The sequence below is a fragment of the Weizmannia sp. FSL W8-0676 genome (assembly GCF_038593015.1).
GTDB lineage: Bacteria > Bacillota > Bacilli > Bacillales > Bacillaceae_C > Weizmannia > Weizmannia coagulans.
Map to the genome: position 1 here is coordinate 1,437,984 of NZ_CP151954.1, position 14,569 is coordinate 1,452,552.

Genomic DNA, 14,569 nt, shown 5'->3' on the forward strand with positions numbered 1-14,569 from the left:
TACACCATAACTTTTTAAAGACAAAAAAAGATAATATATTAAAATAACTAATTTTAAGATTTGTTCGCTTATCCAAGTGTATTGCCCTTTAGAAAAGGGTACAAGAAATTATCCGGCAAGCATAATCACGTAACGATGACGGAGGGATAATGTATGAGCGAACAAATCCGAAATGGCAAAAAACCGGCAAAGGGGATTGCCCCAAATGTGGAATCCGATGCCTTATACAATGATAAAAGAAAAATTTTCCTCTTTGGTTCCCCAAGCTACACCAATATCGGGGACCAGGCCATTGCCTATGCGGAGGAAAAATTTATCCGCAACCATTTTCCTTATTACGAATACATTGAAATCATGGACTACGCGACGGATGACGGCATTGAATTTGTAAAAAACATCATCGGGAAAGATGACATCGTCTGCTTTACCGGTGGCGGCAATCTCGGCAGCCTCTACCTGGACATTGAAGAAGACCGCCGAAAAGTGATCTCGGCTTTTAAAAATTATAAAACGATCTCTATGCCGCAATCCGTTTATTTTGAACCGACCGAAAAAGGGCAGCGGGAGAAAAGGAAGTCGCAGGAAGCCTATGGCATGAATCCGAATTTGACCATATGTGCCCGCGAATCGCAAAGCCTGCAAATCGTCAAGGAGACCTTTCGTGCAAATGTGTTGTACACCCCCGATATGGTCCTGTCGTTAAAAATTGAGCCGCAGGATCTGGAAAGGGATGGCGTGCTTTTTGTGTTAAGGGCCGATAAAGAAAAAGTGACAAATGAAAATTTTGTTTCCGAGCTCATGGAAAGAGCTGCGAACATCGGGCCTGTTGACCGCACGGATACCGTGTTATCGGAAGTGGACGCGATCGATTACGCGGACAGGGAAAAATATTTTATGAAAATGCTGCACCGGATCGGCTCGCGCAAACTTGTCATTACCGACCGGCTGCACGCGATGATTTTTTCGATTATCACCAGAACGCCGTGCCTCGTATTCGGCAACAGCTACGGGAAAGCAAAACATTCCTATACCGACTGGCTTTCCGGATTGAATTTTATCCAGTATACGGACAAGCAGGATCCAGACGAACTCGAACCGTTGATCGCCCGCCTGCTTCAGACGGAACCGAATGAAATAGATCTGTCGGAAGATTTCCAGGTGCTGCGGGATTATTTTAAATCTTAAACGATGCGTGCCATTCCGATGCCGGCCGCATCAAACACGCTTTTGTGCATGCCTACTCGGCTGGCATCCGCCGGGCTTTTTTAAACAAGGCGTGCATGTTTGCCGCATGCCTGCAAATAGTAAAATAAGCGGGGAAAGCAGGGCGGGGCAGCCTGCTCATGCGCGGCCCGGCTGAACGTCCATCAACCTCGAAGGAGAATGCATATGAAGAAAAAAGATCCTTTTCTGGAAGGCGCGAAAGTCACGAAAGACAACCAAATATACGGGACGCCGAACAGCAAAGCAAAAGACGGAACCGGAAATTCACCGAATGATGATGTAAGAGAAAAAAATAACCGGTAGCCAGACCGGATGCACGGTTTGAATTGGCGGAAAAAGACTGCTCTCTTCATCAGGGGCGGTCTTTTTCTAAAACAAGAAAAAAAGGAATGTTTAAATTATTCTATGATAATAAAATATTTGTTCCTTGTATATAAACAATTGTATTCTGGGTAAAAACATATTACAATTAAAAAGTAATTTGTGACAATGCTATTTTTCTATTTTTTAAGCATGTTTGAAAAAAACAGCGGGAGTGAATGGCGTGGAAGGAAGAGAGTTAAACAGAGGGTTGCATGCGCGGCATATTCAAATGATCGCGATTGGCGGCACAATCGGTGTCGGGTTGTTTATGGGGTCTGCCAGCACCATTAAATGGACAGGTCCGTCCGTGTTGCTCGCGTATGCGATTGCCGGTATTTTTATCTTTTTTATTATGCGTGCAATGGGGGAAATGCTCTACGTTGAGCCAAGCACGGGTTCCTTTGCCACATTCGGCCATCAATACATCCATCCGCTCGCAGGTTTTCTCACAGCCTGGAGCAACTGGTTCCAGTGGGTGATTGTCGGCATGTCGGAAATCATTGCGGTTGGATCTTACATGCAATTTTGGTTTCCGCACCTGCCGGCATGGATTCCGGGGTTTGTAGCCATGGTGATACTCGGAACGGCCAATCTCATATCTGTAAAATCATTTGGGGAGTTTGAGTTCTGGTTTGCAATGATTAAAGTGGTGACGATTATTTTTATGATTATCGCCGGGCTTGCCATCATTTTATTCGGGATCGGCAACGGGGGGCATGCCGTCGGGTTTTCCAATCTGTGGGAGCATGGCGGTTTCTTTACCGGCGGGCTGAAAGGTTTCTTCTTTGCCTTATCTTTGGTAGTGGCAGCCTACCAGGGCGTTGAGCTGATCGGGATTACGGCGGGCGAAGCAAAAGACCCCCGCCATACATTGAAAAATGCGATCCAAAATATCATTTGGCGCATATTGATCTTCTATATTGGCGCCATTTTCGTCATTGTTACGCTTTATCCGTGGAATGAACTGGATTCCATCGGCAGCCCGTTTGTGGCGACTTTTGCAAAAATCGGCATTACGGCCGCAGCCGGCATTATCAATTTTGTTGTTGTCACTGCCGCCTTATCCGGCTGCAACAGCGGCATCTACAGCGCCGGCCGGATGCTGTATACGCTCGGCGTAAACGGCCAGGCGCCGAAAATTTTCACGAAAGTATCGGGCAACGGCGTCCCGCTTTTAGGTACACTCGGTGTGCTTGCCGGCCTTGTGATTGGTGTGGTGTTAAGCTATATCGCACCGAAAAATCTGTTCGTATATGTATACAGCGCAAGCGTCCTACCGGGGATGGTGCCATGGTTTGTCATTTTAATCAGCCAGATCCGGTTCAGAAAGATGAAAAAGGCTGAAATGAAAAACCATCCGTTTAAAATGCCGTTTGCACCTGTTTCCAACTATATAACCATTGCATTTTTAATCGCTGTCCTGATCGGCATGTGGTTTAATGATGAAACGAGGATGTCACTTGTTGCGGGTATTGTCTTTCTTGGTCTTGTTACGGTTTGCTATTTTGTTTTCGGCATTGGCCGTTCGGCGGAGCCTGCAGCATCCAAAGGGAAAAAGATACTGGATCACCAATCATGAACAAAAATAGCGTGCGATTTGCGCACGCTATTTTTGTTCATTTACGATGTCCGTTATCCCGGCCCCGGCTTTCTTCTTCAACCGTCCAAGCACTTTCTCTAGTTCGTCCGGCTGCAGAAATTCAACGGGCGAAAACCCTTTTTCAAAGAGGATGGATTCAGACTCGACGATTGTGATATACCGGTTTCCGATTTTGGCGAGATGGACCGTTTCGCCAAAATCGGAAAGGAGGGCATTCACCGAAATATGGTCCAGTTTCATCTGCAAATCGGCTTCCGGAGCGGTTTCGGCAATCTGGGCCGCGGCTTCGATAACCTGTTCCGCCGGTAACCGCTCCTGTAACGCCCGCTTGGGGCTTGCTTCCCAAATCTCAAGTTCTTTTTCCAATTGTTCGTATTCGATGCTGTCTTCATGCAGCACTTCCTGAAAATGTTCTTCCACCATCGTCTTCACTTGCGCTTTCATGATTTCCGGCATCGAGTCGCCGTATTCCACATACTTTAAAAATTCTTCGAAATAACGGGCGTGGGATGCCTGGTGAATTTTCAGCTCTGATTCTTCAATCATGCCTTCTTCCGGCATGTACGGATACTGGATGGATTTCATGCCTTTTGTGGTAATCGCCATTTCCACTTTTTTCAGCAAAGTGGATTCATCGGCAATCGCGGCGACTTTCGGTTCGAAATCGCATTTCAACAAAAAAACAAACGGCTCATCGAAGTATTTCCGCATCGTTGCATTTGCGATCAGAAACGCGCCGTCCCTGACAGCATTGGTGTCTAAATAAGCGGCGAGAAAGGCTTCGCTTGCTTTTTGAAAATCACCGATCGTGCGGGCCATGCGCGCACGGTTAAACAAATTGAAGTTCGGATTGGAGTCAAGGCCGTAGCCCGGTTCCACAATAAAGTGGCCGATTTTCGTCGGCACTTGTTCGGACTTCGGATGCTTGTCCACTTTCCTTTTTACAATTTTTTCAAGTTCGCCATCGAGAAAGTCTTTTACATTGCTAACCTCATAATCTTCGTGATCCAAAGTTTGAAAGTGCCTGAACTGTTTTCTTGTTTGTTCGCCCTCTCCGTCTGTCTGGATGACGTAAAAAGAAAGGAAATGGATATTAAAATCCAATCGCTTCACCCGGTTTCTCTTTTTTCACTGCGCACTATTTTACTTGAAAAAACGGGTTTCCACAATGTGCTTGCTGGACGCGGATGATTTGCGGGATTAAAATGGGTGGGAAAACGGATTTTTGAAAAAAGAGGTGGGGATTTGCAAACCTTTTTACATATTCTGCTTTTAAGTATGGTTGAACTTGTCAACCTGCTTGGAACGATCATTGTGGTCGGGTTTGTGCTCGGTTTTTTGGAAAAGCGGGCAACGGCCTTCATTTACCACGTTTTCGGGTGGAAGGGGATTGCGGTGACGGCATGGCTCGGTACGCCGGTCCATGAATTTAGCCATGCCTTGATGTGCGGCATTTTCAGGCATGAAATTGTCGAGATCAAATGGCTCCAGCTGAAAAGCGGTGATGGCACGCTTGGGTATGTAAGCCACCAATACAACCCGGGCAGCATTTACCAGAAAATCGGAAATTTTTTCATTGGAACTGCCCCTGTGTATATCGGCATTTTGATTTTGTCGCTAGGCATGTATGTTTTATTGCCGGATACATACCGGCCGTTCATGCAGGCAATCAGGACAGGGCTTCATCCGTATTCCGGCCTCGAAAGTTTCTTTGCATTTTTTGGCCATTCTATCGGCGCACTCGCCAGCTATCTTTTTTCAATCGAAAACTTGATGAACCCCCGTTTTTGGATTTTTGCCATTGCCGGGATTTGCATTTCGTCGCATATTTCGTTGAGCGCCGCAGATTTAAAAGGGGCATGGAACGGCTGCCTGACAATTTTTGGTTTTCTTGTTTTCCTGAATGTGGCCGGTTTTCTTTTCGGGTTCCGGACAAGCGGCCTGATTGCGCGCATCTCGGCTTATAATTCATATATTTTGGCGTTTTCAGGCATTGCGTTTCTGTTTTCTTTAATTTGGATGAGCATTGGTTTGCTCTCTATTTTGGCAAAAAAGAGGCGGTAAGGAAAAAACGCGGCATACTTCCTTTTGCCGCGTTTTTTCTGTTATACTGCCCGGGCACGCGCCGTTTTTAAGCTGAGCAGAAAGAAAAATGCGCTTACTGCAATCAAAACGGCTGCCAGCACGAGGAAACGCGCTGGTGACATGCCGCTTGCGAACACAACGCCGAGTGTCACCGATGACAGGATGGAGCCTAAATACCGGCATGTTTGGAAAAGGCCGGAGCTTGTGCCGACCATGGTTTCGGGCGATTCGTTCAGCATCGCCGCCTGCAGTGCAACATTGCCGATCCCGTAACCGATGCCCAGGATAAACAGAATCACACCCATCAGCCAGACCGGGGCATGGATAAAGAAAAATGCCATGAAAACGGCGCCGGCAATCATGGTTAAAGCACCGATACGGATCGGCCCGGCGGTTCCGGCATGGTCAATCCATTTGCCCGAAACGAGGGAAATGAGGATGCTTGCGCCGGACATAAAGAGCATCATGAACCCGCTGGTGTGCACGCTGAAATGGAGCCCGTCCTGGTAGAAGCTCGGCAGCCCGAAGAACAAACAGTAATTGAATAAATTCAGCACGATAAATTGCAAATACACAACAGAGAGGGACCGGTGTTTGTATAAAAAGCGGACATCGATAAACGGGCGGCCCGTTCTGGCTTCATAGATCACAAATAGGACAAGTAGCACAATGCCTGCTGCACCGGTCCAAATATGGACAGATGATTCCAGTTCCAGCAGAAAATACAAAAGCAGCACAAGCCCGGCAGCAAACAGGAAAATGCCGGTCCAGTCGAGCTCGTGCACAACATCTTTGAAAGAAGCATGCCTGTTCTCCGGATCTTTCGGGAAGATAAACCAGCCAAGCAGAAAACTAATCAAGATAAAAGGAAAGTTCACGAGAAAAATCGACGGCCAGCCGCCAATCCCGATTAAAATCCCGCCGGCAGTCGGCCCGAGTGCCGTCATGGCCGACGCAAAAATGGAAAGGACAGCAAGCGCCGAGGCCTGGTTTTCATGAATATGGGTACGAATCAGTGCGACACCGGACGGATAAATGGCACTGGAACCGATCGATTGGAAAAGCCGCATGAGAAGCAGCACGAAAAAGGCCGGTGCAAGCGGCGCGCCGATTGCCGAAACGGCAACAAGCAACAGCCCTGCAAGAAACATTTTTTTGCGCCCGATCATATCGCCGATTTTTCCGGTTACAGGCTGGGCAACCGCGCTTGCCAAATAAAAGGATGAAATGAGCCACGACACAGTTGAAAAACTCAAATGGAAATCTTTTTGGATGCTGTGAAGGGCGAGCGAGATCATCGATGAATTCAGCGGGTTCAGCATCGTACCGGAAGCGATGGCCGTTAAAAAAACCGTTCTATTGGATAAAGCCATAACAATCCCCCTCGCTTCAGATGAAAGCCTTCTTTCTACAGAATATCCTTTTCATTTTCTTTCATGCCCGTTCAAAAACAGAAGTATCATACAACAAATATTTCGGGTGTGCAAATATTATGCCAGTGAAGATCCGGTATCCCGGCCTGAATCTGGCCAGGCCCGGGAGTGCAGCTGAAACACATCAGGCATGCCCTCTAAAGCCGTATAAATTCAGCCAATACTGCAGGAAAACACCGGCTGTTCGCTTGGTAAACTTAATTACAGAGCAGTTTGTCCTGTGAGTATATATTCGCCACATCACACGAAGCATTCCGGTTTGCGATTTCCGTTTTTTCTGTCATAATAAAGAAACAAAAACAAGAAGAATTGAGGTAGGAACATGAACGTTAAAATCAATCGGAATGCCGCAAAAATGTTAAAAAAAATATTGGATGAAGGAGATGCGGAAGGAAAAATGATCCGCGTCTTTGTGACCGAGATGCACGGTGACCATGCCCATTACGACATCACGCTGGATACACCGGGAGAACAGGATGAAATTGTCAAAACGGATAAGGGCATTGATATTTTGCTTGATTCACGCGAGCCGTATTTGGACGGCATCTGGATCCAGTATTTTTACGTACCGCAGGAAGAATTCGTGATTACAAACCCGAGGATTGAACGCGAACACGGTCATCACCATCACCATTGATTTTTTTGAACTTTATGTTGAAGGGCTGTGCTTTTCCAGGCTATGGACATTTTGAAAAAGGGGATGAAGAGGATGAAGCATCATCCGGTTTTGCTATTGTCTTACGGAGAGAAAGAAGGCGGGTAGAGACAGAAATGACGGGAGGAGGACGACGGTTTGTTTAGTGTACTGGGGAAATTAGGGTGGTTTTTTAAAGCCTATTGGAAAAGATATGCGATTGCAGTGCTTGCGCTTTCAATTGTCAACTTGCTGGAAGTGCTTCCGCCGATGATTCTCGGCGATTCCATTGATAAAATATTCACCGGGGAGATGACAGCACACATTTTTTCCCTCTACATCGGCGTTATGCTGGCGATTGCAGCTGCCCTTTACGGCCTGACCTATATATGGCAGTATAACTTGTTCGGCGGGGCGTTTATCGTGGAAAAAATGCTGCGGTCCCGGTTAATGAACCATTTTTTAAAAATGGCGCCCCCTTTTTTTGAACGGAACCGTACGGGCGATCTTATGGCGCGGGCGACGAATGATTTGCGGGCAGTATCCCAGACAGCGGGTTTCGGGATTCTGACGCTTGTTGATTCAACAATGTATATGCTGACCATTATTCTGACCATGGCCGTGCTGATCTCATGGAAGTTAACGCTCGTTTCGATCTTGCCGCTTCCGTTTCTGGCAGCCGGCATTAAAGTGCTGGGAGAGAAAATCCATAAACGCTTTACCGTCGCCCAGGACGCCTTCGGGGATTTAAATAACCGGGTGCTGGAGTCGGTTGCCGGCGTCCGTGTCATCCGTGCTTATAACCAAGAAAAAGCGGACGTATCAAGATTCCGGGCGATGACGGAGGACGTTTATCAAAAAAACATTGCGGTCGAAAAAATTGACGCGCTTTTTAACCCGCTGACAAAGATCATTACCGGGATGAGTTACACGATCGGCCTTGCTTACGGCACTTATCTCGTTTTTCACCAGCAAATTACACTTGGAAATCTTGTTTCCTTTAATGTCTATTTGGGCATGCTGACATGGCCGATGTTTGCGATCGGGGAATTAATGAATGTCATGCAGCGCGGCAATGCTTCGCTGGATCGTGTAAATGAAACATTGCGGTATGCGGAAGATGTAAAAGACCCGGAAAACCCGAAAACGGTTGAACAGCCGGATATCATAGAATTTGCCGATTATACTTTCCACTATCCGAAGTCGCGGGAAGAGAACCTGAAGCATATTCATTTAAAGATCAAAAAAGGGGAGACGGTCGGAATCACCGGCAAAACCGGCAGCGGAAAAACAACGTTGATCAAACAACTGTTGCGCGAATACCCGCTTGGAAGCGGCCGGCTGCTTGTGTCCGGCGTCCCGATTGAACAACTGAGCAAAGAAGAAGTGTTAGGCTGGATCGGGTATGTGCCGCAGGACCATGTGCTTTTCTCCAGAACGGTGAAAGAAAACATTCTGTTCGGTACCGATTCGGCTGGGGAAGCGGAACTGCAGAAAGCAATCCGGACCGCATCGCTTGAAAAAGATATTGAAATGCTCCCGGACGGCCTTGAAACGCTTGTCGGCGAAAAAGGGGTGGCTTTATCAGGCGGGCAGAAACAGCGGATCTCGATTGCACGGGCCGTCATAAAAGATCCGGAAATTCTGATCCTGGATGACGCGCTGTCCGCTGTCGATGCCAAGACCGAGGCGTCCATTATTGCGAACATCCGGAAAGAGCGGAAAAATAAAACGACCATCATCGCGACCCACCGGCTGTCGGCGATTGAACACGCCCAGTGGATTGTCGTCCTCGATAACGGCCTTATCACGGAGGAAGGGACGCACGAACAGCTGTTGAAAAACAAGGGCTGGTATTACGAACAGTACATGCGCCAACAGCTCAAGTCCCGTGAGGAGGTGGAAGCATAATGGCTGCAAAACGGCTTTTCCGCTATGCGATGAACTTTAAACGTTCCATTTTGATTGCGCTCGCGGCCCTTATGGTTGCCGTTGGGGCGGATGTGTTCAGCCCGATCGTGGCAAAAACGATGATTGACCGCCATATCACCGGCATTGAAAGCGTATGGGTGGAGACCCATGATGCCCGCCAGGCGGTTTCTTATCACGGCCGCCATTACAAACGGCTTGTTTATGCTTCCGCTGAGGAGAAAAAAGGAAAGAAGCGGACGATTGTCCAGGCAGGAAGAAACTTTTATTTCGTAAAAGGCCGTGTTGAAACCGGCGGGAAAAATACGTACCGGGACGGAAAACTGTATATGACCTATAATGGCAAAACGGCTTCTTACCGGGCGGAAAAGATATCCTATGCGGGCGTGCTCCGCTTTTACAGCCCGGAAATCCCGTATATTTTGAAACTGTTAATCTTGTATTTCGGCCTTTATGTTGTGTCGGGATTCGGCCAGTTTACGCAATATTTTTATTTGCAAAAAGCTGCAAACCGGATTATCCAGAAAATGCGGAATGACCTTTTTATCCACTTGCAAAAATTGCCGATCCCATTTTTTGACAACCTGCCGGCCGGAAAGATTGTCTCGCGCATCACCAATGATACGGAAGCCATCCACGAATTGTATGTGGCTGTGCTGTCAAACTTTTTCAGCGGCCTGGTTTATATTGCCGGCATTTATATTGCAATGTTTTTGCTCGACTGGAAACTTGCGCTTGTCTGCCTGTTGTTAATGCCCATTTTATGGCTGTGGATGCGGGTATACCGGAAGTTTGCCCAGCAGTACAACCGGATGATCCGTTCGAAAGTGAGCGAAATGAATGCCATGATCAATGAGTCGATCCAGGGCATGCCGGTCATCCAGGCTTTCCGGCGCGAAAAGCAAACGAAGGAAACCTTTGAACAGCTGAATCGGACGCATTTTAAATACCAGAACAAAATGCTGATGTTAAACGCCCTGTCGTCCCATAATTTAACCGGCATTTTAAAAAATCTCGTGCTTGTGGCGTTTCTCTGGTATTTCGGGCACAGCGCCCTTTCCGGTTTGTCAGCCGGGCTCTCCGTCGGCCTTTTGTATGCCTATGTGGACTATATTAACCGGCTGTTTAACCCGATCAGCAATATTGTCAACCAGTTCAGCAATCTTGAGCAGGCGCTTGTTGCCGGCGAACGTGTTTTCAGGCTGCTGGACGAAAAAGGCGAGGATGCGGAGGCGAAATCCGTACCGCGCTTTAAAGGGCATGTGGAGTTCCGGCACGTCTTTTTCGGCTACAAAGAAAACGAATATGTGCTGAAAGACATTGACTTTGAGGCAAAGCCGGGTGAAACGGTCGCGCTTGTCGGCCATACCGGATCCGGGAAAAGTTCCATTATGAATGTGCTGTTCCGTTTTTACGACTGTAATGAAGGAGAAATCCGGATTGACGGGACGGATATCCGGTCGCTTCCGCGGCAGGCCGTCCGTGAACATATGGCGATCGTGCTGCAGGACCCGTATTTGTTTACCGGCACGATTTATTCAAATGTCAGCCTCGGGGACCCGCGGATTACAAGGGAAAAAGCGGCTGCCGTGTTAAAAGCGGTCGGCGCCGATCAAGTGATCGGAAATCTGGAAGAAGGGCTCGATGAACCGGTCTTTGAAAAGGGGAGCACTTTATCGAGCGGGCAGCGCCAGCTCATCTCGTTTGCCCGCGCACTTGCTTTTGACCCGGCTATCTTAATTCTTGATGAGGCGACGTCCAATATTGATACGGAAACGGAATTGGCCATCCAGCATGCCATGGATGTCCTGAAAAAAGGAAGGACCACGTTTATCATTGCCCACCGGCTTTCCACCATCAAAAATGCCGACCAAATTTTGGTGTTGGACCGCGGCCGGATTGTGGAGCGCGGAAGCCATGAAGAGCTGATGGAAAGAAAAGGGAAGTATTATCAAATGTACCAAATGCAGCATTCAGGCGGAACGGAAGCAGCCGGATAAATCCGGCAAGGCGAAGCGAAACCTGTACTATAACAAACGGGCAGGGAAATTCTCTGCCCGTTTTATTTTTTCTTTAATTGTTCCTGGGCTATCCGGACCTGTTCTTTCACCATGTTTCCGCCGATCGGCCCGCCGACTTTCCCGGCCTGTTCAGCCGTCAGTTTGCCGTTATAGCCTTTTTGAAGCGGAATGCCGCGTTCACTGGCCACCTCGTATTTGATATCGTCCGGGTGGTCCGTATCGGTACGATATCCTTCTTTGGCCATCACTTCGGTTTTGAACCGGTCAAGCGCGCTTCTTGATTCTGCGATAAGCGGTTTTCTTTTTCGTTTTGGCATGCGGATTCCCTCCCCTTAATAGGATGCGGATGGCCAGCTGCTTTTATGCGCCGGGGAGAAAAAACGAAAAATGATTTTTTTGAAAAAATCATACAGGATATTTAAAATCTGTATGGAATATTTGTATAATAAGAACTGTAATAATACAGCAAATAAAAAGGGAGTATCAACGTGAAAAAAGCAGTAATTGGTGCATTGCAGATCGGGTTGCTCTGGGTCATTTACGAAATCGGGCTGGAAGCAGTCAAAATCCTGCATTTGCCGGTACCGGGGAATGTATTTGGCATGTTGGTGCTGTTTCTTTTATTGATCACGGGCATTTTGAAACTGCAGTGGATCGATACGGGCGCAACATGGATTTTAAAACATTTATCCTTCTTTTTTATTCCGATTTCCGTCGGGCTGATGTCGCTCGGTTCATTTTTCCTCCATAATGGCGTGGTGCTGATCGTGATACTGGCTGTCAGCGCGGTTGCCGGCATTGTAGGGACGGGGATGTCCGCCCAGCTTTTGGCAAGGGGGCGTGAGGCAAGCCATGAGCAGCAGTTACGCCGTGACACTTTATAGCATTTTCATCACCGTTTTCGTTTACCTGCTGTCGTTGCGGTTATCGAGAAGGTTTCCTTCCTCGTTCACAACGCCTGTATTTTTCAGTACGGTGGTATTGATCATGCTATTGACCGCAAGCCATATATCCTATAAAGCGTATCTTCCCGCAAAAGGGGTCATGACCTATTTTCTCGGCCCGGCCACCGTTGCGCTGGCTGTGCCGCTTTATAAAAACAGGGCGATTCTTGCGCGCTATTTTCTGCCGGTTGTCGGCGGCATTCTTTCAGGCAGCATGCTGACTGTCGGGACCGCCCTCGCCCTGGCCAAAATTTTCCAGCTGTCGCACAATATTTTTGCTTCCCTTGCCGTGAAATCCGTCACCGTGCCGGTTGCAAGCGAGGTGGCAAAAATCATCGGTGGCAATGAGGTGCTGGTCGCCGGGTTTGTCATGATTACCGGGATGATCGGCGCCATGTTCGGCCTGAAGCTCTTATCTTTGGCGCGCGTCCATGACCCGGTATCGCGAGGCCTTGCGCTCGGCACGATTTCCCATGGGATCGGAACGGGGGAAGCCGTAAAGGAAGGGGAGCTGCAGGGTGCCGTATCAGGTGTGGCGATGGGAATGGCCGCCATTTTAACTTCTTTTATCCTGCCATGGTTGTTCTAAACCGGGATAAACATATATTACAGATAAAGGGGTAGATACTGATGATGAAGACGCCGCTTCTGCTTTCTTCGATGATCGAGAGGGCTGAACGCTATTTTCCCGAGAAATATGTCATCTCGCGGACGCACACCGGGATTAAGCGGATTCCGTATCGTGAAATTGCAAAACGGACACGCCGGCTTGCGAGTGCGCTGGAAAAACTCGGCATGAAAAAAGGAGACCGGGTCGGTACGTTTGCATGGAACCACCACCGCCATTTGGAGGCCTATTTTGCCGTGCCATGCCGCGGGGCTGTCCTCCATATGGTCAACATCCGCCTTTCGGAAGACCATCTCGCCCATGTCATTAACCATGCGGAAGATAAAATTTTGCTTATCGATGAAGATCTCGTCCCGGTGATTGAAAAAATCCGGGATCGCCTGAAAACGGTCGAGCATTTTATCATTATGAGCGATGAGAAGGCGATTCCGGAAACTACCTTGTTTCCTGTCTCCTCTTATGAAGCCATCCTGGAAGAAGGCGATGAGCGTTATCCGTTTTTACACGACCTTGATGAACATGCGCCAGCCGCAATGTGCTACACGTCGGCAACGACCGGCTATCCGAAAGGGGTTGTCTATTCCCACCGCGGCCTTTATTTGCACAGCATGGCGCTCGGGCTTAGTGACCAGCTCAGCGTTCAGGAACGCGACGTCGCCATGACGGTCGTTCCGATGTTTCATGTCAATGCCTGGGGCCTTCCCTATGCAGCCACCTGGTTCGGGGCAACCCAGGTGCTGCCGGGGCCTTCTTTTACACCGGAAATTCTCGCACAGCTCATTGAAAAAGAAAAAGTCACGATGACAGCAGGCGTTCCAACGATTTGGATCGGCATGCTGAAAGTGCTGCAGGAAAAGCCGTATGATATCAGCAGCCTGCGCCTTATCGTAAGCGGGGGAGCGGCATCGCCTAAGGGATTGATCCGCGCTTACGAGGAAACGTACAAAGTGCCGTTTATGACTGGCTACGGGATGACGGAAACGACCCCGGTTGTTTCGTTGGCCACGTTAAAAAGCAGTATGGACTCATTTACCGTGGACGAAATTGTGGACGTGAGAGGAAAAACCGGGCTGCCTGTTCCCGGCGTTGAAGTAAAAGTCGTCAATGAGAACGGGGAAGTGCCATGGGACGGAAAAACAATGGGAGAACTGATCGTAAGAGGGCCGTGGATTGCGGATGAATATTACAATGACGAGCGTACGCAGGAAGCATTCAGGGATGGCTGGCTGTATACCGGAGATATTGCAGTCGTGGATCAGGAAGGGTACCTAAAGATTACCGACCGGACAAAAGACCTGATTAAAAGCGGCGGCGAGTGGATTTCTTCCGTCGAACTTGAAAACGCTCTCATGTCGCATGAAGCGGTCTTTGAAGCATCCGTCATTGCCGTTCCCCACCCGAAATGGCAGGAACGACCGCTCGGCTGTGTGGTTTTAAAAAGCGGATACGAAAACAAAATCACGGCCGCGGAACTAAAAGATTATTTAAAAATCCAATTTGCCTCATGGTGGGTCCCGGACGACATTTTGTTTATGAAAGAAATCCCGAAAACGTCCGTCGGCAAGTTTTTAAAACGGGCATTGCGAGAACAGCTGCAGGACCATTATGCAGGCGTGCAGTAATGCATGTGGGAAAAAGCCGGAATCTTCCTATGGATTTCGGCTTTTTCATTCGATAATATAGAGGGGAGAGGTTTTAACGGAATGAC

13 protein-coding genes are annotated in these 14,569 nt (G+C 48.3%); 10 read left to right on the plus strand and 3 right to left on the minus strand.

What is annotated here, in order from left to right:
- The first annotated feature begins 153 nt into the window (after positions 1 to 153).
- From NST20_RS06945 to NST20_RS06955, 3 genes are all read left to right on the plus strand, one after another.
- Positions 154 to 1,185 (plus strand): polysaccharide pyruvyl transferase family protein, encoded by a 1,032-nt coding sequence (locus NST20_RS06945; RefSeq protein WP_342400313.1) that lies wholly within the window; start codon positions 154 to 156, stop codon positions 1,183 to 1,185.
- A 204-nt stretch (positions 1,186 to 1,389) separates the two neighbouring features.
- The gene (locus tag NST20_RS06950; protein WP_017552812.1) at positions 1,390 to 1,527 is read left to right on the plus strand and encodes a hypothetical protein; all 138 of its coding nucleotides are present in this window, start codon (positions 1,390 to 1,392) and stop codon (positions 1,525 to 1,527) included.
- A 241-nt stretch (positions 1,528 to 1,768) separates the two neighbouring features.
- Entirely contained in the window at positions 1,769 to 3,166 is a 1,398-nt protein-coding gene (locus NST20_RS06955; protein WP_342400314.1) for an amino acid permease, read from the plus strand.
- 27 nt (positions 3,167 to 3,193) lie between these two features.
- Here the strand turns inward: NST20_RS06955 and NST20_RS06960 are convergent, their stop codons facing one another.
- Positions 3,194 to 4,291 (minus strand): DUF3900 domain-containing protein, encoded by a 1,098-nt coding sequence (locus NST20_RS06960; RefSeq protein ID WP_342400414.1) that lies wholly within the window; start codon positions 4,289 to 4,291, stop codon positions 3,194 to 3,196.
- A gap of 141 nt (positions 4,292 to 4,432) precedes the next feature.
- Here NST20_RS06960 and NST20_RS06965 point away from each other — a divergent pair, with 141 nt between their 5' ends.
- A complete protein-coding gene (locus NST20_RS06965) occupies positions 4,433 to 5,251 on the plus strand; it encodes a hypothetical protein (protein ID WP_342400315.1) in 819 nt (272 codons plus the stop codon).
- 41 nt (positions 5,252 to 5,292) lie between these two features.
- On the opposite strand, the gene NST20_RS06970 is transcribed toward NST20_RS06965, so the two are convergent.
- Positions 5,293 to 6,645 carry an MFS transporter gene (locus NST20_RS06970; protein ID WP_342400316.1) on the minus strand — a complete coding sequence of 451 codons (1,353 nt, stop codon included), beginning with the start codon at positions 6,643 to 6,645 and terminating at the stop codon, positions 5,293 to 5,295.
- Positions 6,646 to 7,027: 382 nt separating this feature from the next.
- Between NST20_RS06970 and NST20_RS06975 the strand changes: the two genes are divergently transcribed.
- The 3 genes from NST20_RS06975 to NST20_RS06985 all read left to right on the plus strand — a co-directional run bounded on the left by NST20_RS06975 (position 7,028) and on the right by NST20_RS06985 (position 11,268).
- Complete coding sequence (locus NST20_RS06975; protein ID WP_328014193.1) at positions 7,028 to 7,342, plus strand: iron-sulfur cluster assembly accessory protein; 315 nt, start codon at positions 7,028 to 7,030, stop codon at positions 7,340 to 7,342.
- 156 nt (positions 7,343 to 7,498) lie between these two features.
- Positions 7,499 to 9,250: an ABC transporter ATP-binding protein gene (locus NST20_RS06980; protein WP_207369218.1), complete on the plus strand. Its 1,752-nt coding sequence runs from the start codon at positions 7,499 to 7,501 to the stop codon at positions 9,248 to 9,250.
- Positions 9,250 to 11,268, plus strand: coding sequence for an ABC transporter ATP-binding protein (locus tag NST20_RS06985; protein ID WP_328014195.1), 2,019 nt, complete (start codon positions 9,250 to 9,252; stop codon positions 11,266 to 11,268). Before NST20_RS06980 ends, NST20_RS06985 begins: the two co-directional genes overlap by 1 nt.
- A 62-nt stretch (positions 11,269 to 11,330) precedes the next feature.
- Here NST20_RS06985 and NST20_RS06990 read toward each other — a convergent pair whose 3' ends face one another.
- Positions 11,331 to 11,606: an alpha/beta-type small acid-soluble spore protein gene (locus tag NST20_RS06990; RefSeq protein ID WP_342400317.1), complete on the minus strand. Its 276-nt coding sequence runs from the start codon at positions 11,604 to 11,606 to the stop codon at positions 11,331 to 11,333.
- A 171-nt stretch (positions 11,607 to 11,777) separates the two neighbouring features.
- On the opposite strand from NST20_RS06990, the gene NST20_RS06995 reads away from it, so the two are divergent.
- From NST20_RS06995 to NST20_RS07005, 3 genes are read left to right on the plus strand one after another with little or no spacing between them, the layout of a single operon-like run.
- Entirely contained in the window at positions 11,778 to 12,173 is a 396-nt protein-coding gene (locus tag NST20_RS06995) for a CidA/LrgA family protein (protein ID WP_041819658.1), read from the plus strand.
- Positions 12,142 to 12,822: an LrgB family protein gene (locus tag NST20_RS07000; protein ID WP_342400318.1), complete on the plus strand. Its 681-nt coding sequence runs from the start codon at positions 12,142 to 12,144 to the stop codon at positions 12,820 to 12,822. Before NST20_RS06995 ends, NST20_RS07000 begins: the two co-directional genes overlap by 32 nt.
- 41 nt (positions 12,823 to 12,863) lie before the next feature.
- Positions 12,864 to 14,483: a long-chain fatty acid--CoA ligase gene (locus tag NST20_RS07005; protein ID WP_342400319.1), complete on the plus strand. Its 1,620-nt coding sequence runs from the start codon at positions 12,864 to 12,866 to the stop codon at positions 14,481 to 14,483.
- The last annotated feature ends 86 nt before the right edge of the window (positions 14,484 to 14,569 follow it).

Bases quoted from the DNA above. Each gene is read 5' to 3' on its own strand.
- NST20_RS06945 (WP_342400313.1), top strand. From the start codon at position 154: ATGAGCGAACAAATCCGAAATGGCAAAAAACCGGCAAAGGGGATTGCC.
- NST20_RS06950 (WP_017552812.1), top strand. From the start codon at position 1,390: ATGAAGAAAAAAGATCCTTTTCTGGAAGGCGCGAAAGTCACGAAAGAC.
- NST20_RS06970 (WP_342400316.1), bottom strand. From the start codon at position 6,645: ATGGCTTTATCCAATAGAACGGTTTTTTTAACGGCCATCGCTTCCGGT.
- NST20_RS06975 (WP_328014193.1), top strand. From the start codon at position 7,028: ATGAACGTTAAAATCAATCGGAATGCCGCAAAAATGTTAAAAAAAATA.
- NST20_RS06985 (WP_328014195.1), top strand. From the start codon at position 9,250: ATGGCTGCAAAACGGCTTTTCCGCTATGCGATGAACTTTAAACGTTCC.
- NST20_RS06990 (WP_342400317.1), bottom strand. From the start codon at position 11,606: ATGCCAAAACGAAAAAGAAAACCGCTTATCGCAGAATCAAGAAGCGCG.
- NST20_RS07000 (WP_342400318.1), top strand. From the start codon at position 12,142: ATGAGCAGCAGTTACGCCGTGACACTTTATAGCATTTTCATCACCGTT.
- NST20_RS07005 (WP_342400319.1), top strand. From the start codon at position 12,864: ATGATGAAGACGCCGCTTCTGCTTTCTTCGATGATCGAGAGGGCTGAA.